At 42.3% G+C, this 19,575-nt stretch carries 20 protein-coding genes; 9 read left to right on the top strand and 11 right to left on the bottom strand.

Features of this window, described 5'->3' with window-relative positions:
* Positions 1-58: 58 nt before the first annotated feature.
* Positions 59-2,437: a phosphoenolpyruvate synthase gene (gene ppsA / locus ACNQO6_RS01170; protein ID WP_004771590.1), complete on the bottom strand. Its 2,379-nt coding sequence runs from the start codon at positions 2,435-2,437 to the stop codon at positions 59-61.
* A 158-nt stretch (positions 2,438-2,595) separates the two neighbouring features.
* Between ppsA and ppsR the strand changes: the two genes are divergently transcribed.
* Together ppsR and ACNQO6_RS01160 are read left to right on the top strand one after the other, a co-directional pair.
* Positions 2,596-3,432 carry a posphoenolpyruvate synthetase regulatory kinase/phosphorylase PpsR gene (gene ppsR / locus ACNQO6_RS01165; protein WP_343581442.1) on the top strand — a complete coding sequence of 279 codons (837 nt, stop codon included), beginning with the start codon at positions 2,596-2,598 and terminating at the stop codon, positions 3,430-3,432.
* Positions 3,433-3,511: 79 nt separating this feature from the next.
* A complete protein-coding gene (locus ACNQO6_RS01160; protein ID WP_440207865.1) occupies positions 3,512-4,228 on the top strand; it encodes a hypothetical protein in 717 nt (238 codons plus the stop codon).
* 42 nt (positions 4,229-4,270) lie between these two features.
* Here ACNQO6_RS01160 and ACNQO6_RS01155 read toward each other — a convergent pair whose 3' ends face one another.
* Together ACNQO6_RS01155 and ACNQO6_RS01150 are read right to left on the bottom strand one after the other, a co-directional pair.
* A complete protein-coding gene (locus tag ACNQO6_RS01155) occupies positions 4,271-5,272 on the bottom strand; it encodes an LLM class flavin-dependent oxidoreductase (RefSeq protein ID WP_440207864.1) in 1,002 nt (333 codons plus the stop codon).
* A gap of 144 nt (positions 5,273-5,416) precedes the next feature.
* The gene (locus tag ACNQO6_RS01150; RefSeq protein ID WP_343581440.1) at positions 5,417-5,929 is read right to left on the bottom strand and encodes a glycine zipper 2TM domain-containing protein; all 513 of its coding nucleotides are present in this window, start codon (positions 5,927-5,929) and stop codon (positions 5,417-5,419) included.
* 246 nt (positions 5,930-6,175) lie between these two features.
* Here ACNQO6_RS01150 and ACNQO6_RS01145 point away from each other — a divergent pair, with 246 nt between their 5' ends.
* Positions 6,176-6,889 (top strand): pseudouridine synthase, encoded by a 714-nt coding sequence (locus tag ACNQO6_RS01145; RefSeq protein ID WP_440207863.1) that lies wholly within the window; start codon positions 6,176-6,178, stop codon positions 6,887-6,889.
* A gap of 26 nt (positions 6,890-6,915) precedes the next feature.
* Here the strand turns inward: ACNQO6_RS01145 and ACNQO6_RS01140 are convergent, their stop codons facing one another.
* From ACNQO6_RS01140 to imm48, 4 genes are all read right to left on the bottom strand, one after another.
* Positions 6,916-7,359 carry a GNAT family N-acetyltransferase gene (locus ACNQO6_RS01140; protein ID WP_440207862.1) on the bottom strand — a complete coding sequence of 148 codons (444 nt, stop codon included), beginning with the start codon at positions 7,357-7,359 and terminating at the stop codon, positions 6,916-6,918.
* A gap of 98 nt (positions 7,360-7,457) precedes the next feature.
* Positions 7,458-7,766, bottom strand: a complete 309-nt coding sequence (locus ACNQO6_RS01135) for a type II toxin-antitoxin system RelB/DinJ family antitoxin (RefSeq protein WP_004771601.1) — start codon at positions 7,764-7,766, stop codon at positions 7,458-7,460.
* Between the two features lie 109 nt (positions 7,767-7,875).
* The gene (locus ACNQO6_RS01130; protein ID WP_440207861.1) at positions 7,876-8,790 is read right to left on the bottom strand and encodes a pseudouridine synthase; all 915 of its coding nucleotides are present in this window, start codon (positions 8,788-8,790) and stop codon (positions 7,876-7,878) included.
* Positions 8,791-8,828: 38 nt separating this feature from the next.
* Positions 8,829-9,350 (bottom strand): Imm48 family immunity protein, encoded by a 522-nt coding sequence (imm48, locus tag ACNQO6_RS01125; RefSeq protein WP_227554506.1) that lies wholly within the window; start codon positions 9,348-9,350, stop codon positions 8,829-8,831.
* On the opposite strand from imm48, the gene tsaE reads away from it, so the two are divergent.
* The 5 genes from tsaE to ACNQO6_RS01100 all read left to right on the top strand — a co-directional run bounded on the left by tsaE (position 9,344) and on the right by ACNQO6_RS01100 (position 14,254).
* Positions 9,344-9,820 (top strand): tRNA (adenosine(37)-N6)-threonylcarbamoyltransferase complex ATPase subunit type 1 TsaE, encoded by a 477-nt coding sequence (tsaE, locus tag ACNQO6_RS01120; RefSeq protein WP_440207860.1) that lies wholly within the window; start codon positions 9,344-9,346, stop codon positions 9,818-9,820. The genes imm48 and tsaE overlap by 7 nt on opposite strands.
* Positions 9,810-11,756, top strand: a complete 1,947-nt coding sequence (mutL, locus tag ACNQO6_RS01115) for a DNA mismatch repair endonuclease MutL (RefSeq protein ID WP_440207859.1) — start codon at positions 9,810-9,812, stop codon at positions 11,754-11,756. The genes tsaE and mutL overlap by 11 nt, the downstream gene beginning before the upstream one ends.
* 6 nt (positions 11,757-11,762) lie before the next feature.
* Positions 11,763-12,707 (top strand): tRNA (adenosine(37)-N6)-dimethylallyltransferase MiaA, encoded by a 945-nt coding sequence (miaA, locus tag ACNQO6_RS01110; protein WP_440207858.1) that lies wholly within the window; start codon positions 11,763-11,765, stop codon positions 12,705-12,707.
* Between the two features lie 92 nt (positions 12,708-12,799).
* Complete coding sequence (gene hfq, locus ACNQO6_RS01105) at positions 12,800-13,315, top strand: RNA chaperone Hfq (protein ID WP_343578954.1); 516 nt, start codon at positions 12,800-12,802, stop codon at positions 13,313-13,315.
* Between the two features lie 81 nt (positions 13,316-13,396).
* Positions 13,397-14,254: an EamA family transporter gene (locus ACNQO6_RS01100; protein WP_440207857.1), complete on the top strand. Its 858-nt coding sequence runs from the start codon at positions 13,397-13,399 to the stop codon at positions 14,252-14,254.
* 34 nt (positions 14,255-14,288) lie between these two features.
* On the opposite strand, the gene nfsB is transcribed toward ACNQO6_RS01100, so the two are convergent.
* The 3 genes from nfsB to ACNQO6_RS01085 form a co-directional block, all read right to left on the bottom strand.
* Positions 14,289-14,942 carry an oxygen-insensitive NAD(P)H nitroreductase gene (nfsB, locus tag ACNQO6_RS01095; protein ID WP_440207856.1) on the bottom strand — a complete coding sequence of 218 codons (654 nt, stop codon included), beginning with the start codon at positions 14,940-14,942 and terminating at the stop codon, positions 14,289-14,291.
* A 239-nt stretch (positions 14,943-15,181) separates the two neighbouring features.
* Positions 15,182-15,898 (bottom strand): UDP-2,3-diacylglucosamine diphosphatase, encoded by a 717-nt coding sequence (locus ACNQO6_RS01090; protein ID WP_440207855.1) that lies wholly within the window; start codon positions 15,896-15,898, stop codon positions 15,182-15,184.
* Positions 15,899-15,977: 79 nt separating this feature from the next.
* Positions 15,978-16,487: a peptidylprolyl isomerase gene (locus ACNQO6_RS01085; RefSeq protein WP_038345490.1), complete on the bottom strand. Its 510-nt coding sequence runs from the start codon at positions 16,485-16,487 to the stop codon at positions 15,978-15,980.
* Between the two features lie 167 nt (positions 16,488-16,654).
* Between ACNQO6_RS01085 and ACNQO6_RS01080 the strand changes: the two genes are divergently transcribed.
* Complete coding sequence (locus ACNQO6_RS01080) at positions 16,655-18,382, top strand: glutamine--tRNA ligase/YqeY domain fusion protein (RefSeq protein ID WP_440207854.1); 1,728 nt, start codon at positions 16,655-16,657, stop codon at positions 18,380-18,382.
* Positions 18,383-18,788: 406 nt separating this feature from the next.
* Here the strand turns inward: ACNQO6_RS01080 and ACNQO6_RS01075 are convergent, their stop codons facing one another.
* Positions 18,789-19,502 carry a glutamine amidotransferase gene (locus tag ACNQO6_RS01075; RefSeq protein WP_440207853.1) on the bottom strand — a complete coding sequence of 238 codons (714 nt, stop codon included), beginning with the start codon at positions 19,500-19,502 and terminating at the stop codon, positions 18,789-18,791.
* Positions 19,503-19,575 lie beyond the last annotated feature (73 nt).

The raw sequence follows: 19,575 nt of genomic DNA, 5'->3' as shown, positions 1-19,575 counted from the left end.
TCTCAATTACGAAAGATGAAAAAAGACCCTACGAGAGAGGGTCTTTTTCTAAAAAAGATTAGGCTTTCTTGATTTGCTCTTCAGCAAGGAAGAACCAGGTATCAAGCACTGAGTCAGGGTTCAATGACACAGATTCAATGCCTTGTTCCATGAGCCATTTCGCAAGGTCTGGATGATCCGAAGGACCTTGACCACAAATACCAACGTATTTACCTGCTTTACGACACGCATGAATCGCCATAGAAAGAAGGGCTTTTACTGCTGGATCACGTTCATCAAACAGGTGCGACACGATACCAGAGTCACGATCCAGACCCAATGTTAACTGGGTCAAGTCGTTTGAACCGATTGAGAAGCCATCGAAGTGTTCAAGGAACTGTTCAGCCAACAATGCATTGGTTGGAAGTTCACACATCATGATCACTTTGAGACCGTTCTCACCACGTTTTAGGCCGTTTTGAGCAAGTAATTCGATCACACGTTTAGCTTCAGAAACTGTACGTACGAATGGGATCATGATTTGAATATTGGTTAGACCCATTTCATCACGAACTTTTTTCAAGGCACGGCATTCAAGTTCGAAGCAGTCACGGAAGTTATCCGAAACATAACGGCTTGCACCACGGAAGCCCAACATCGGGTTTTCTTCTTCTGGCTCGTACAGTTTACCGCCGATCAAGTTTGCATATTCGTTTGACTTGAAGTCTGACATACGAACGATCACGGGCTTGTCTGCAAATGCTGCTGCAAGTGTAGAAATACCTTCAACCAATTTCTCAACATAGAATTCGATTGGAGAAGAGTAGCCCGCAGTACGCGCCATAACAGCAGCACGTGTTTCGCGTGGTAAGCTGTCAATGTTCAATAATGCTTTCGGGTGTACGCCAATCATACGGTTAATGATGAACTCAAGACGTGCAAGGCCGATCCCTTCGTTTGGAATCTGAGCAAAGTCAAATGCGCGGTCAGGGTTACCCACGTTCATCATAATTTTGAACGGTAATTGTGGCATAGAGTGAATTGAGTTGCGTTGCACTTCAAAGTCTAGCGCGCCTTCATAAATGAAGCCTGTGTCACCCTCAGCACATGAAACAGTCACTTCCTGACCATCAGCAAGTACTTCTGTTGCATTACCACAACCGACAATCGCAGGCACACCTAATTCACGTGCAATAATGGCTGCGTGACAGGTACGACCACCACGGTTGGTCACAATAGCCGCAGCACGTTTCATTACTGGTTCCCAGTCCGGGTCAGTCATGTCAGATACCAGTACGTCACCGTCCTGAACCTTATCCATTTCTTTAATCGACGTTACTACGCGGACTTTACCAGAACCGATGCGTTGACCGATTGAACGACCTTCACAAATTACAGTACCACGTTGTTTTAACAGGTAGCGTTCCATTGTACCGACATTCTGGCGGCTTTTTACTGTTTCCGGGCGTGCCTGAACGATATAGATTTGGCCATCATCGCCATCTTTCGCCCATTCGATGTCCATTGGAGAACCATAATGTTGCTCAATGATCAAAGCTTGCTTCGCTAATTCGTGAAGCTCATGATCATTTAAGGCAAACTGTTGGCGTTCCTGTTTTTCAACATCAACGATTACAACAGATTTACCCGCCGCACCTTCTTCACCATAAATCATTTTCTGGTGTTTAGAACCGAGGTTACGACGTAAAACAGAATGTTTACCCGCATTTAATAATGGTTTTGATAAATAGAATTCGTCAGGGTTAACTGCACCTTGTACCACCATCTCGCCCAAGCCATAAGATGCAGTAATAAATACCACATCACGGAAACCAGATTCTGTATCCAGTGTAAACATCACGCCGGCAGCGCCTGTTTCAGAACGAACCATACGTTGTACGCCAGCGGAAAGGGCAACAACACTATGTTCAAAACCTTGGTGTACACGGTAAGCAATGGCGCGGTCATTATAAAGAGAAGCAAATACTTCTTTAATCGCGATAAGAATATTGTCAATACCACGGATATTTAAGAAAGTTTCTTGTTGCCCTGCAAATGAAGCGTCAGGTAAGTCTTCAGCAGTTGCCGAAGAACGTACAGCAACGGCAATGTCTGGGTTACCGTTTGAAAGTGCTGCAAAAGCATCACGAATTTCTTGTTCTAATGTCGCAGTAAGCGGAGTGTCAACAATCCATTTACGGATTTTTGCACCAGTCTCAGCAAGTGCAATGACATCATCAACATTGAGTTGGGTAAGTTCAGCCTGAATTCGAGCATTTAAGCCGCTTTGATCCAAGAACTCACGATAGGCAGCAGCAGTCGTTGCAAAACCACCCGGTACCGATACACCAGCATTGGATAAATGGCTGATCATTTCACCCAGAGATGAGTTTTTCCCACCTACGAGTTCGACATCGTGTTTTCCTAATTTTTCCAGACCGATTACGCGCGCTTCCAAAGTATTTACTCCACTTTTTTTGCAGTATGAATGACCATCATTGGTATGAAATTATACAAAAGTGCCTAGATTTAGTATTTTACTAAGCGACAGTCATGTTAGATGAGTTTACTATAAAGATTATAGAGCACTAAGACAAATGTTTAAGGAGAATTTTGATGCCCGTAAGTAAAGAAATTAAACGGAGCGTTTTTTTTATTTCGGATGGTACCGCAATTACCGCAGAAACCCTTGGACATTCACTACTTGCGCAATTTCCAAACGTCGATTTTGACATTCATATTATGCCATATATTGCCACCGAAGAAGCAGCCATGGTGGCCGTGGCCGAGATCAATGCGTGCCAGTCTCGGGATGGTTCTTTACCTTTGGTTTTTGATACTTTGGTCGATCCGCATGTCCGTGAAATTATCAATACGGCGAAGGCGGTCAACCTTGATGTTTTTGAAGGTCTCATTAGTAAATTAGAACAAGAATTGGGTACACCACCGACGACCTTGGTTGGACAAACCCATGCTGTCACCGATTCGGAATATTATAAAGCGCGTATTGATGCGGTACATTTCGCGCTGGACAATGATGACGGTGCCAGAACACGACATTACGATAAAGCTGATATTATTTTGATTGGTGTCTCCCGTTCCGGTAAAACACCGACCTCAATTTATTTGTCATTACAATTTGGTATTCGTGTTGCGAACTATCCTTTAACTGAGGAAGATCTGGATGACAACCGCTTGCCAAAAGTGCTACGTGAACATAAAAACAAGCTGTTTGGCTTGATGATTGATGCAGAACGTCTGGTGGCAATTCGCAGTGAGCGCAAGGCCAATAGCCGTTATGCAAGTTTTAGTCAGTGTCAGATGGAACTCCGCGCTATTGAAGGAATTTATATCTCTGAAGGGATTAAATATCTGAATGTGACGGAGATGTCGATTGAAGAAATCTCAACGCGTGTTCTACAAATGACCGGTTTAAAACGTCGTATTGGTTAAAATGTAATCCAAGAAAGAAAAGCGTGGTCGATGTGCTGCGCTTTTTATATTTTTGGGATAATAAAAACAGGACAATAGAATGAAAAGACATATACTTCTTCTGGTTCTGCTGATGATTTCGCAAACGCATGCGGAAACCTTGGTACAATTTGAAAAAAAGCTAATGCAGAAATATGAAAATAAAGATTTTTATCAGGTCAATCAGGCAATCGAGTTGGAAATCGTCGAGAAAATCAAACAGGATCCTGCCAGCTTCAATTATTCCTTTCCCGCTTTTGCAGATCATTACCATGTGCGTATCCAGTTTTCACCCGATAAACATTTAAAGTTTTATACTTTTGATGTCGGCGGTGGTGGAACCATGGGGGAATATTCTTCATATGTACAGACTCAAAATGAGGGGAGGACGGATTTAACGCCTATTGAGACCGGGTTGATTTATCAGGTGAAGCAAACGGTATTAGCGACACAACCGGTTTATTTGGTGGACAGCTATTATAAGGGGAGCAGCTGTGTCGGAGCCTATGCGGTTAATGCATTTCAGCCGACCAAAGCGGGAGCGGTGCAGTCAATAAAGGTATTCCAGACCAAAACAAAACTGCTGGATCACATTCAGGTTGATTTCGATTGTAACAATCATGAAGATCGGAATGATGTGCCTGATTATATTCGCAGTGATAAAAAATTAAATACGATTGATATTATGTTGCTGGACCAAAATTCAAAACCACAAGCCAAGTATTTACGCTATCGCAAAAGCAATACAGTTTATCGGTATATAGGCATCGTGAAGTAAGCATCATTTATGAAAAAATAATGCTTACTTTCAGATAGCTATTTAGTTGTTTTTAAGGTCCATCAATAGGCTAAAGTTTTCTAACCGTTTCTGGGTATCGTAAATATCACAGGTGAAAATAAACTCATCTACTTCATATTGACTGGCAATTTTATTTAAACCCGCTTTCACTGTTTCTGCTGAACCGATTTGCGCCATGGCATAGAAATTCTGAATGGCAAGTTGCTCAGAACTGTTTGCCAGACCTTGAGTCGATGCAATGGGTGGTTTGAGTTTCAGGCTGTGGCCCCGGATCAGGTTCAAGATCCGTTGATAAGAACTGGTTGCCAGATGTTGAGCTTCTTCATCGGTTTCAGCAACTACGGTCGGTACACCCATCGATACATAAGGTTGATCCAGATATTCAGAAGGCTGGAAATTATCCCGATAGATGTCGATGGCCTGACCTAACATTCTTGGTGCAAAGTGCGAAGCAAACGAATAGGGAAGTCCCAGCTTGGCTGCCAGTTGTGCACTAAATAAACTTGAACCAAGTAACCAGACTGGTACATGGGTATTCTGCCCAGGCGTTGCAATAATTCGTTGACCGGGTTGCGGTGCTTTAAAATATTGTAAAATTTCCTGCACATCTTGCGGAAACTGATCCTCTGTTTCCTGACGTCCTCGACGTAATGCGCGCATGGTCATCTGGTCCGTACCCGGTGCACGGCCCAAGCCTAGCTCAAAACGATCTGGATAAAGCGTTGCCAAGGTACCGAATTGTTCTGCAACAACTAGTGGTGCATGGTTGGGCAGCATGATACCGCCTGAACCCAAACGGATGTTTTGGGTATTTGCAGCAATAAAACCCAATAAAACCGCGGTAGCAGAACTGGCGATCCCATCCATATTGTGATGTTCCGCCAGCCAGAAGCGTTCATAGCCTAACTTTTCTGCATGTTGTGCCAGTTCTAAAGCGTGGCGCAGGGAAAATTCAATATTCTTATCCTCTCTAACAGGGGCCAATTCCAGAATAGAGAACTTGATATCTTGTAGTGTTTTCATCATTACATCTCAAAACCATATATCGAAATACTACGATATAAGTTTGAGTTTGTATATCGAATTTGTTCGATATGTTGTTTCGATCCCATAAAAAAAGCACCCGAAGGTGCTATAAAGGGTAAAACCAATGTGAAACGAACTGGATTAATGGTGTTTGTACCAACCACGGTGGCGACCATTATCATGACGGTAGCTTTCACGCGAATTGTAATAACGGCGATCATCATAAGAACGACGGTTATCATAACGGCGGTCATAGCGACGATCATCATAACGGCGATCCGCATCGCGATCCTGACCAACCTTTTGGCCTAAAGCCGCACCACCGGCAGCACCTAATGCAGCACCGATATAGCCGCCATTGGTTCCGCCCATATTACGCCCTACGGTATAACCACCGACACCACCTAAACCGCCGCCAATGGCAGCTTCAGTACGGTCACGTCGATTACTTGAAGCAGCTGCACCGCCAGCACCACCAATGGCCGAACCAATCATGGCACCCGTATTACCGCCCAGTTGCTTACCTATCGCGGTACCGACGACGCTGCCTAGCGCTGAGGTGGCGGCTACACGAGTGGTGTTGTCCGCATGTGTAACAGTGACCATTGATGAGGTTGCTAGGATAACGCTACATAACCACATATTTGCTTTCATGATGAAACTCCTTATCCATTCTTTTGGACAGTATTCTTTTTGCTTGTGACAAATGTAACAAGACTTTTTAGCGAAATTATGGAGTGCAATATCTGGATTGAGCGAGTTTCACGAGGGTTTTGTTTGAGTTTTATTACAAGTGAAGAAATTGTGAATAAATTATAAAAATAAAGAATGAATGTACAATGAACAACGGGCCTTATGCTAATCAGGTACAATAGTGCAAGTTTCACTTAGGATGTAGATATGCTGCTGGAAAAAATTTTGCAATCTCAAGGCTTTGGTTCACGTAAGTATTGCCAGCAGTTAATTAAAAATGGTTCTGTCCTGATTGATCATCAGATTTGTGATAATCCTAAACAGAATATCAATACCGATCAGTTGCTGTTTCAGGTCTTTGGTGAAGAATATCAATATCGTGAGCATGTTTATCTTGTTTTGAATAAACCGCAGGGCTATGAATGCTCACATCAGGCTACGCATCATAAAAGTGTATTCAGTTTATTTCCTGAGGTGTTGCTCCACCGAGGTATTCAGTGCGTGGGGCGGCTGGATCAGGACACGACAGGACTGTTACTTTTGACTGATGATGGGCAATATTTACAAGCCTTGACTCATCCGCGCAAACATGTGCCTAAGGTGTATCATGTCACTACTGCAGATCCGATCACACCTGAGCAAGTTCAGGGCTTGCAGCAGGGTGTGGAACTTCGAAATGAAAAGGGAATCTTTGCTGCAACAGATGTTACATTATTTTCGGAACATCAGTTGAGCATGACCATTCACCAAGGTGTCTATCATCAAGTCAAACGTATGCTGGCTGCAGTGGGAAATAAAGTTGAAGCTTTACATCGTCATCAAGTGGGTTTGCTTGAGCTGCCTGAGTTGCCGGAAGGTGAATGGATATATTTAAATGCTGAGCAAAAACAGTTGAGTCAAAATATTGTTGTAGACGGTTAAGCCTTGTCGTATTCCACAGCTCCTCATTATTTCAAGAAGCAATGATAGGTCTTAAATTCACTATCCTGAATAAATCCCATGTGTTCATATAGACGATGGGATTGATAATTGTTTTTTTGGGTTTCGAGGCTAATCCGTTGTGCATTTTCATGACGTGCGAAAAGGATCGCGGTATCAATCAGTTGTTTGGCTGAACCCTGTTTACGATAGCTTGGGGTGACATAAACATCATCTAATATGTAATAGGTTTCACAGGCAACTGATGAAAAGGCACGGTAAAGTAGAATAAACCCGGTAAAGACATCATCTTTCACATGAATGAAAATGACACTTTCTTTATTGTCAAAACGTTGCTTGAGAAATTGATAGGATTGTTCAAGATTTGATGATGCACCGTAGAATTGACGGTATTCGTCAAACAAGACAGCAAGTTGATGAAGATCTTCCTTTGTGGCTCGCTTAACAATCATTCCAGCCCGTCCTTACACTTATAATTTTATTTGGACTGTCAGAATAGCGAAAAAATTTCAGCGTAAAAAATAAAAACTTGTTTATAAATGCAACATTGTTAAGTTTTGTCACTTTCGCCCAATAGTGCATTCAGCTCTTCAAACAGGTCTTCGTGATCATCCTCAATCTCAACTGCAGACGGGTTTTCGGCAGATGCAGCGGCTTTGGATTTACGTAACTTAAGCAGTTGTTCCATATTGATGTTCTGGTTTTCGATTGCAAAAGGAATCGATTTGGTCAGTACGACCTGTTTAAAGAAAAGACGGACGGCCTGAGCAGGGGAGATCCCTAACTGCTTAAACACAGCAAAAGCCTGTTTCTTTTCCTGAGAATCGAGGCGAACCTGATAAACTTCTGTTTTGCGCATGAAAAATGTAACCACATATTTTTAGTTATCGTCATGTATTTTAAACCATTGCAATGTAATTTCAATATTTTTGAGGTGAAAAAATAGAATTTTTGTCATTACGATGTATCTACAGTGTCAATTCAATATGAGATTTAAAGTTCATTTCCTGTTGTAGAATAGGGTCTATAAAATAAATTTCTTTAGCGAGTAACTGTAATGGATGGCTGAAATCATCGTCAGTTTTATGCGCGACCACTGGATAAAACGGATCATTTAAGATGGGAATGCCAAGATAATTTAAATGCACACGTAACTGGTGTTGCTTTCCTGTTGTCGGTTTGAGCAGATACTTTGCAAGCTGGTGGTTATGTTCCAGCAACTCGATCAGTGTTTCCGTATTCGGGGTTTTTTCAGGATTAATTTGCATGGTGTAAAAGGGCGTTCCCTTTTCCAGATGCAATTGCAAGCTTTGTGGAAAGTTGAGTTCTGGTCGATAAGCCGCAATGGCATGATAGGTTTTTTTGACTTTACGTTCGGCAAAAAGCTGCTGATAAATGCCGCGGGTTGCGGGTGTTTTGCAGAATAAAACCACACCCGCCGTTTCCCGATCCAGTCGGTGAATGGGCGTGAGCTCAGCATAACCTGTCTGCTTCTTTAATCTCACTAAAAGCGTTTCCTGAACATATTGTCCAGTTGGCGTCATGGTGAGGAAGTGTGGTTTATCGACCACCAGCAAATCTTCATTTTCAAATAAAATTTCATGTTGAAAGGGCACATGAATTTCATGCGAGAGAAAACGATAATAAAAGATGTGGGTATTGGGTGTGTAAATACTGTCGATACCAAGTTTTGTGCCATCTGCTGCATAGATCAGCCCATCGGCAAAGCGTTGTTGCCATTCTTCTGGCTGGATATGAGGAAAATGCTGGCAGAGATAGTCAAAAATAGTATTTGCACAACGATCATGAGGTAAAAAGACTTTACTGGCACTCACGCCGTCGATCAGTGGCGGAGTAAAATCTGTATTTGAGAATTTATTCATTGAGTTAAATTATGCCCTTAAAAATCAAGATGCGCATTTTAAGGGCAAATCAGAGTAAGTATACCGTTGATGTTATTGCTTAGATTGACATAATCAGAATTGATGAATTGCCTGTGTCCATCAATTCCCCTATGAATGATTGCATGAGTGGTCGGGTGAAGCTCTTTGTCGCTAGCAACTTGAATAAGATGCTCTACGAAATCTTTAGCTTGTTGAGGGGTATATTTAAATTCTGCAGTCAAAATAAAAATGGCGAGTTTATGAATCTCTAAAGCGGGTAGTTGATTTAAAAAACATTGGGCATGAATGGCACCGAAACTAAAACTCGCAAGAATTTGCCTTTCTAGCTCAGTTGTTTTTTCAAAAGGTTTCCCAATGGATAAAAAAAGCTGATGCGTAAATTTCGAAATGAGTATCCGATGTTCTTCCACAACAGTTTCCTCAGAAAATAATTTAGAAGTTGTTTTAAAAAGTAGCAACTTCTTTCTATGGATTAGGCTTTGAAGCAGGGCAATGTTATCATAGCCAGCATCCCAATTTTGTTCTATTTGCCATGTCATCGTCAGTGAAATTTAACTTAAATCATGAACAAGACACTCAACAGTTTGCACGCATCATGTCTCAGCATGTGCATTCAGGCATTATTTACTTGATTGGTGATCTGGGGGCTGGCAAGACGACCTTTACCCGTTATTTTTTACAAAATCTTGGTCATCAGGGTTCGGTAAAAAGTCCGACTTATACGCTGGTTGAACCTTATACCATTCAAGGCAAGGAAGTTTTTCATTTTGACCTTTATCGTCTGGATGATCCTTATGAATTGGAATTGATGGGGATTCGTGATTATCTGGAAACGCCCGATGCCTTATTCCTATTTGAATGGCCGTCTAAAGGTGGCGATGAGATTCCAACGCCGGATATCGTGATTGATATTCAAAAGTCAGAGGATGAATTGACCCGTTCTGTCACCTTAACTACAGAATCAGACTCTTTAATTCAAATTTTGCAGGAACAATTGAATGGCGCATGATTCAACCCGTCGTATTCATACCCTTGATGCTGCATTAGCCAACCAGATTGCAGCAGGTGAGGTCATTGAACGTCCCTCATCAGTGGTCAAAGAATTATTAGAAAACTCGATTGACGCGGGCGCAACTGAACTGATTATTCGGGTGGCGCAGGGTGGTTCGACCCTGATTGAAATCATTGATAATGGTAACGGGATTCATCCGGAAGATTTGCCTTTAGCCGTGATGCGACACGCCACCAGCAAAATTCAGACTGCAGATGATTTACATGCGATTGTGAGTCTGGGCTTTCGTGGTGAAGCTTTGGCTTCGATTGCAGCCGTATCGCGTTTGACCTTGACCAGCAGTCAGGATGAGCAGGGTGTTGGCTATCAGGTTGAAGTGAATGGGACAGCGTTTGATCATCAGCAGATTCAGGCGGTGGCGGCCCAGAAAGGGACGCATATTCGGGTGCAGGATTTATTTTTTAATGTGCCTGCACGTCGTAAATTCTTAAAAAAACCGACCACAGAATTTAATCATATTGAAGAAATTGTGCGTCGTCTGGCTTTAACCCATTTCGATATCCGATTTGTACTGGAACATAACGATAATATTCGTTTAAACCTGCCGATCGCGGACAGTGGTGAACTACGATATCAGCGGGTGCAACAATTATTGGGGCAACAATTTATCCAGAATGCCTACTGGATCGATTCGGATAGTATTAATATGCGTTTATCTGGCTGGCTGGGTCATCCATCCGATGCGCGGGCACAGGCCGATTTGCAATATGTCTATGTGAATGGTCGTATTGTGAAGGACAAGACCATTTCGCATGCCTTACGTATGGCCTATGACGGTATTTTGCATGGTCATCAACATTCATCCTATCTGTTATTTTTGGAAGTTGATCCCGAAAATATTGATGTTAATGTGCATCCGACCAAACATGAAATCCGTTTTCTGAACCAGCGTGAAGTGCATGAGTTTGTCCGGCATTATGCCAAAGCAACTTTGTCGCAATTTCAGACGGCAACCGCTGATCTGGCACAGGCCATGAAAACAGATGGGGCAGAGAATAGTTTCAGTGCTCCACCACAGCCAAAATATCAGGAACAATTTAATCTGCATCGTGCCGCTGTAGAAGCTGCACCACAGGCCGCTCAGCCTGCCGAGGTGTCGACCGATTTGTTGACCGACTTTCATCAGAGTCGCCCGCAGGCGGTACAATACAATTCAGCGCAAACTCAGCAACCACGTTACAACGGTTCAGTTCAACTGAATAATGCCTTGAAAACCTATCTGGCACCTTTGCGTGATGAGTCTGAAACTGCGACTGAAGAAGACAATACACCATCTCGAGTAGATGAGTTTCCGTTAGGTATTGCGATTGCACAGCTACATGGCATCTACATTCTGGCTCAGAATACGGAAGGCCTGATTATTGTGGATATGCATGCTGCTCATGAGCGGATTCTGTTACAACAAATGAAATCGGCATGGGATAAGCCTGAGTTCTGGACCTCACAGCAATTGCTGATTCCGAAGGTGGTTTCGATCACCCGCATGCAGGCGACGCGGATCGAGGATCTACAGTCACAATTGCAACGTTTAGGTCTGGAAATAGATCAGTATGGTGATGAGCAGGTGATTGTACGTGGTGTTCCTGCGATTTTGCATAAGGCAGACTTTGCTAATCTGATTCCAGAATTATTAAATGACCTTGATCCTAATGATGAGGTGAGAGGTTTATTGCAAAAACGTGATGAGCTTTTGGCGGGCATGGCCTGTCATGGGGCAGTACGTGCCCATCGACAATTAAGCCTCTCAGAAATGAATGCCTTATTACGCCAAATGGAACAGACCGAATTTGCCAGTCAATGTAATCATGGTCGTCCGACCTGGCGCGCGTTTCCATTGCATCAACTAGATAAATTATTTGCTCGAGGAGAGTAGTTTTACATGTCAAATCAATTGCCCGTGATCAATTTAATGGGGCCTACCGCAAGTGGTAAAACAGCATTGGCATGTGAACTTTACGAGCGTGGTAATTATGAGCTGATTTCAGTGGACTCGGCTTTAGTTTATAAAGATATGGATATTGGTACGGCCAAGCCGACCAAACAAGAGCAGGAGCAGTATCCGCATCATTTAATCGATATTATTACGCCATTAGAAGTATATTCGGCAGCACAATTTGTGGAAGATGTATGTCCACTGATTGATGATATGCATGCGCGCGGCAAGACCCCGATTCTGGTGGGTGGAACCATGCTGTACTTTAAGTCTTTGCTGGAAGGGCTGGCTGATAATCTACCGAATGCAGATCAAAGTATACGCGATGCAATCACTTCTAAAGCAGAGCAGGAAGGCTGGCAGGCGGTTTATGATGAGCTGGTTGCAGTCGATCCTGTGGCGGGACAAAAGTTTAAAGTATCAGATAAACAGCGGATTATTCGGGCACTGGAAGTGTATCGAATTACCGGTCAACCCATAACAAAATTACAAGCTGAACAACCTAAAAATCAACCATATCGTTACACATTTCATAACTACGCATTGATGCCAGATCGGTTAGAATTACATCAACGCATTGAGCAAAGATTGCGCAAGATGTGGGATATGGGTTTTTTGAATGAAGTAGAGGGGGTGATTGAAAAATACGATTTAAATGATGATTTGCCATCGATGCGGTCTGTCGGTTATCGTCAAGCTTTAGAATTTTTATTAAAAAGTGACTTGAGTCTCGAAAATAAAGTAGAAATGGAGAACAAAGCGCTATTTGCTACAAGGCAATTAGCAAAACGTCAATACACTTGGTTACGTTCTTTGCAAGAAATACACGATTTTAAAACTTACGTGACGATAAAGCAGGCGAAAGAAGACTTGCGAAACTTCTTTGGATAAAGCAAAATTCGCAAGCTGTCTTTTTAATAATTTTTAGTTGAAAAATAAAGATAGTTTTTTTGCGCTGATTTAAAAATTTTTTGGAGTTAAAAATGTCTAAAGGTCAAACTTTACAAGATCCGTTCTTAAATTCTCTCCGTAAAGAACGTATTCCAGTTTCTATTTTCCTTGTAAACGGTATCAAATTGCAGGGACACATTGAGTCATTTGACCAATATGTCGTTTTATTGAAGAACACTGTAAGCCAAATGGTTTATAAACACGCGATTTCTACAGTTGTTCCTGCGCGTAACCCACGTCCAGCTGGTGCTCAAGGCGCTGCAGGTGGCTTCCCAGCTCAAGGCGCTGCTGGCGGCTTCGGCGGTCAAGGTTCTACTGGCGGCTTCGGCGGTCAAGGCGGCTTCGGTGGTCAAGGTGGCTTCGGCGGTCAAGGCGGCTTTGGTGGTCAAGGTGGCTTCGGTGGCGGTCAAAGCGGCTTCGGCGGTCAAGGTGGCTTCGGTAGTCAAGGTGGCTTCGGCGGTCAAGGCGGCTTCGGTGGCGGTCATCAAGGCGGCTTCGATGGCGAAACTAAATTTGAAGATGGTCAAGAAGACGAAAATAATCGTTAATTGATCGATGATCTTTAAGAAAATGCCAGTCTTTTAATCGACTGGCATTTTTTTGTGTGTTGAAAAGTTAGAATAAATATTATGGAAATGATTGTTGCTGCGGCATGTTGTAGTGTTCTCGTCTCGATTGTATTGAAATACCTGAAAGCTAAGGGATTTGATGTTTTTCAAATGATTGCATGGAATTATTTAAGTGCAAGCATTTTATGTTATTACTGGTTTAAAACCGATATTACCCATATTTCTTTCAATCGCACGCCTTGGTGGCTAATTTTAGTGCTTGCTGTGCTACTGCCGAGTATTTTTCTATGTCTGGCAAAATCATTGCAGTTCGCAGGGATTCTTAAAACAGAAATTGCGCAGCGACTTGCGGTGATTTTGTCATTACTCGCCGCTTATTTTATTTTTGGGGAGCATTTTAGTCAGATCAAATTGATTGGTGTGGTTCTGGGAATCATTGCAATTTTAGCCATTATTATTGGTCAGGCCACAGAGCAGGCCAGTAAAGGCATCAATTTAAAATCTGCGTTGTTTTTATTCAGTGTCTGGGCGGGTTATGCTGCAATTGATGTGCTGCTTAAATACAGCAGTAGTTTGGGGCTTCAATCGGCTGTTACGCTGAATCTTGCCTTTATTGGTGCTTTTATCCTTTCAATTGCATATATCGCGATTACACAGCCAAATTGGCAGCCTAAAAATATTTTCACGGGTTTAGTGCTCGGTGTATTGAATTTTGCCAATATCGCTTTATATGTCAAGGCCCATATGCTGTTCAAGGAAACGCCTGCCATTGTTTTTGCGGGTATGAATATTCTGGTGGTGGTATTAGGTGTATTGAGTGGGGTGATCTTCTTTAAAGAACGTTTACAGGCCTATACCTGGATTGGTTTGGTCAGTGGTATTGTTGCGGTACTTTGTTTGGCAAAAGCCATGATGTAAAAAGGGAGTAACCAATACTCCCTTTTTTGAATGCTTATAAACGTGTGAAAATCACGTCATCAGGGAGACGTGATTTAGGCAGTTTGGCATTAAAATCACTGTCACTGCGATAACCCAACGCCACGATGACCGAGGCTTTTAGCCCCTTTTCTGTTAATCCAAATTCCTGATTGATGGTATTACGATCGAAGCCTTCCATTGGGGTGGCGTCAATGCCTTCCAGACCTGCAGCAAAAAGTAATTGTCCTAATGCTAGATAGGTCTGATTTTCCATCCAGGCGGGCAGATTTTTCAGTTCATTACGATAAAACTCGACATAGCCTTCGCGTGTCGTGCGTTGACCTTGTTTGGCTGTTTCGTCTTTAAAACGGCCACTGAGATCATCCTGTTGCAATAACTGTTCTAAATACTCAGCCGAGATATCGGTACGTGTACAAAAGATTAAAGTATGTGAAGAATGAAGCACTTTGGCAGCGTTATATACATAGTTACCTGTCAAGCCTGAGGCAATACGTTGTTTGGCTTCATCTGTTTCGGCAATCAGGAAATGCCACGGCTGGATATTCACAGAAGAAGGGCTGAAACGTAAAATTTCAAGAAGCTTTTCAAACTGCTGTTTTGGAATTTTTTTCTCTGCATCATAAGCTTTGGTTGCATAACGTGTTTTTGCTGTAGCTAGGGTATCCATCCGTCATTCACTCAATTAAAAGTTTCATTTATTTTACTTGATCTCACTGTCGCTGAAAGTAGCTAAATGTGATTTTGATATCGATTTAAGTCGTATATGCGCTTGATCAGAATGACTAAAATGCTGATCAAGCGTCAGAAGATTAAGACCTAATATCGCCCGGGGAGTGGAATGAATTTAAACATTAAAAAGTACAGAAATAAGAAATAGATAGTTTAGTAACCACTATAGTTAAATGCTTAATAATGCCACTGTTTAAAATCTACTTGATAATTTTCTTGTGGATCGAGTTCTAAGATCCAGGCTGTATCTTCACGCCAGTCGCCTAATACAATACGCTGCTTATGTTGCAGTTGATGGATTTCAGGACGATGCGTATGCCCATGAATTAAATAATCAACCTGTTCAATCACGGATTCTACGGCTTGAGCATTCACATCCATGATGTCGTAACTTTTGAGCTGCTTGGTTGCACTACTTTTTTTACGGAAACCGTTGGCAAGTTTTTGCCTGAAACTGAGCGGCGTTCGTTTTATGAGTCCTAATAACACTGGATTACGAATTACTTTGCGGAAACGCTGGTAAGCCACATCATCGGTACATAAGGCATCGCCATGTTCAAGTCGGAATTTAATGTGATTAATTTCTAGGGTATAAACATCGGGCAGTAAAATACCGTTGAATTGGTCCAAGAATTTTTGGCCTAAGGCAAAATCACGATTACCGACTTGGAAGTAAATCTGATTACCAGCAGCAGAAAAGGATTGTAGGGCAGTGACAATTTCATCCAGCCACGGAGCAGTGTAATCATCCCCAATCCAGGCATTAAACCAGTCACCTAAAATATAGAGCTGGGTATTTTTATTCTTGTATTCGTCCAGTAAAGCCAAAAACCCTCGAACGAGTCGAGGGTGATCAGGTGACAAGTGTAAATCTGAGACAAACAGATAGGTCACATTTTTATCCTTTTTAATCTCCCTAAATCCCTGTTTAACAAAGAGGGACCTGCGTAGCGATGCTACTCAGGAGAGATTATTATTCAGAAATAATTTTAGCAGATTCAATCACAACGTTCTCTAAAGGAACATCGGCGTGGTAACCACGGTTACCTGTACGAACGCCTTTAATTTCGTTTACAACGTCCATACCTTCAACAACTTTACCAAATACGGCATAACCCCAGCCTTGAGCTGTTTTACCCGTGTGGTTCAAGAAAGAGTTGTTTTTAACGTTAATGAAGAATTGAGCAGAAGCAGAGTGCGGAGCTTGAGTACGCGCCATTGCAATTGTGCCTTCATCGTTGCTTAAGCCGTTGTCAGCTTCGTTTTCGATTGAATCACGCGTTGCTTTCTCTTTGAAGTTTTCGTCCATGCCACCGCCCTGGATCATAAAACCATCAATCACACGGTGGAAAATTACGCCGTCATAGAAACCGTCACGTACATATTCTAAGAAATTTGCAACCGTTTTTGGTGCTTTTTCAGCGTTAAGCTCAAGAACAATACGACCTTTATTGGTATTTAATTCGACTTGAGGAAAACTCATTACATTAATCTCCTAAACATGGGCAAATTGACCATGGGTTTTTGGTTGAGAGAAGCATAAGCAAACTGTAAACTACAAGGCAAGTAAAAAACGTTAAAATCTTTCATAAATAGTAAAGATTGCGTTTTTATTTCCCATTTTTAACTGTAAGAAGTGATTTACACCCTATGAAGCCAAATGATGTTGTTTCAGAACTGCCAAAGACCCCGACGCCGAATACTCAAGCCTCTGTCGATGCTGCGCAGCAAGAACAACAGGCAGGCTTAGATTTTGTTCGTCAAGTGATTACTGATGATCTAAATGAAGGTCGTACCCAAAAAGTAGTGACACGTTTCCCGCCTGAGCCAAATGGTTATCTACATATTGGTCACGTGAAAGCGATTTGTCTGAACTTTGGGATTGCCGAAGAATTTGATGGTCTATGTAATTTGCGTTTCGACGATACCAACCCGGATGCTGAAGAACAAGAATATGTCGATGGCATTGCCAATGATGTGAAATGGTTAGGCTTTAACTGGAATGGCGAGCCTCGCTATGCCTCTGGTTATTTTGATCAGTTATATGCATGGGCCGTTCAATTAATCGAACAAGGTGATGCCTATGTGGATTTGCAAACTCCAGAAGAAATCAAGCTGAATCGCGGTAATTTCGTTGAACCTGGTAAAAACTCACCATACCGTGATGCAACGGTTGCTGAGAACCTGGCACGTTTTGAACAAATGCGTAATGGTGAAATCCAAGAGGGCGGCGCTGTACTTCGTGCCAAAATTGATATGGCCAGCCCGAATGTGCATATGCGTGATCCGATTCTTTATCGCGTATTGCATTCAGAGCATCACCAAACCGGTGATAAATGGAAAATGTATCCAATGTATGACTATGCTCACCCACTGTCAGACGCAATTGAGGGCATTACCCATTCACTCTGTACTCTAGAGTTCCAGGATCACCGTCCATTCTATGACTGGATTGTCGAGAAAGTTCATTCGCAGGCAGTACCACGTCAGTACGAGTCTTCTCGTTTAAATGTCGACTATACCATTACCTCTAAACGTAAATTGCGTAAACTGGTTGAAGGCAACTATGTACACGGGTGGGATGATCCACGTATGCCAACCGTAGTCGGGATGCGTCGCCGTGGTTTCACACCTGAAGGCTTGCGTGATTTCTGCAAGCGTGTAGGTGTTTCTAAGACTGATGGTATTGTAGATGTGGCGATGCTTGAGTTCTGTATCCGTCAGTCATTGGAAAATGCTGCAGCACGCGGTATGGCGGTCTTGAACCCACTCAAAGTTACGCTTACCAACTTACCTGAAGAATTGGATCTTGCGCATGCACGTCATCCAAATGTGGATATGGGCGAACGCATTATTCCGTTAACGCGTGAACTTTATATTGATCGTAAAGATTTTGAAGAAGTTCCGCCTAAAGGCTTTAAACGTCTGATTCCAGACGGTGAAGTGCGTTTACGCCATGCCTACGTGATCAAATGTGATGAAGTGATCAAAGATGCGAATGGTGAAGTGGTTGAGCTTAAATGCTCGATTGATCCGGAAACTTTAGGCAAGAATCCTGAAGGCCGTAAGGTGAAGGGCGTTATTCATTGGGTTTCTGCGACTAAAGGTGTCCCGGCTGAAGTTCGTATTTATGATCGTTTGTTTAACGAAGCCGCCCCAGATGCAGATGATGACTTCTTGGCTCATCTGAATCCAGAATCATTAAAAGTGGTTCAGGCGGTGATTGAACCTGCTTTGGCACAAGCGAAACCGGAAAATCGTTTCCAGTTTGAGCGTGAAGGTTACTTTGTCGCAGATCAACATGATCATCAGGCAGAAAAACCGGTGTTCAACCGTATTCTTGACTTGAAAGACAGTTTTAAAGCAGACAAGAAGTAATGCTAAAAGGGCCTAATATTGATTAGGCCCTTTTTTATACTGTTCAGTTAGAGTGGGTTGATTTGATAGAAATAAACCAACAGTACAATGAATAAAATGGTGGCCAGCACTAAATACGTATTTAGCGTATGAAAACTTTTGATAAATTTTAATATAACCATTTTCTTAATCACAAAAATATTACTAATCGTTTGGCAATGACTGCATATTCCTTGAACAGTAGAATGAATTAGGTCTTCTTTCAATATTTCAGCCTTCAAATGACGATATTTGTCCTAAAGGGTATTTATTTTCTGTCTAAAGTGTATTTCTTCTTTATTTTGTTGTAGCTGGCTCTTTGGCGGCGTTGCGAGAAGTGCTTTAAACACTAAAGCACTTGAAATGAAGTTTTATTCTCAGAGATGGATTATGCGTGTTCTAGCTGCGTCAGAAAATGCTGGATGACTTTAGCAGTCTGTTGTTCCAGTTGCATGGCATAGGCTGAATTATCTGCTCTGAGTTGAGGGATAGATAATCCGGCATGACGTATTTCACAGGTATGGCCAATCAGCCATTTTTCAAAGTTCTGTCCGACCACCTCAAGATGAAATTGTAAGGCCAGAATATTATTACCAACAGAAAAGGCCTGATTCGGATAGATTGCCGAACTTGCCAGTAAGGTTGCCTGCTCAGGTAAATCAAAAGTATCACCATGCCAGTGCAATACTTCTACATGCTCAAGTGATCCTAATGGATTATTTTCAACCGCTTTGATGTCTAGCTGACTCCAGCCAATCTCCTTTTGATGCCCTGCATAAACTTTTGCACCGAGTGCATGTGCGATCAATTGTGCGCCTAAGCAAATACCGATGGTGGGTTTATTGGCTTTCAGACGTTGTTTAAGTCCGGCAATTTCATCGAGCAGAAAAGGATAGTCCTCAGTTTCATATACGCCAATTGGTCCACCCAAGATGACGGTGAGGCCTTCATAATTCAGGGCAGGGCTGAGATCATCGACACCTGCTTCAAAATAACGTACCCGAAAACCGAGTTGATAAAAGACATCTTCTAAGGAGCCCAGATCTTCAAAGGCAAGGTGTTGAATCACATTGACGGTTTTCATAAAAGTGGACTTTGTCATTATCGCTTACCAATGATGAATAGAGGAAACTTGTGCATCTTAAAACATTTATACCGCAGATGTCCTCATCCTG

Origin of the sequence: Acinetobacter calcoaceticus (genome assembly GCF_051947995.1) — a bacterium.
In the GTDB taxonomy this organism is placed as follows: domain Bacteria; phylum Pseudomonadota; class Gammaproteobacteria; order Pseudomonadales; family Moraxellaceae; genus Acinetobacter.
This window is presented reverse-complemented; position numbering and strand designations above follow the sequence as displayed.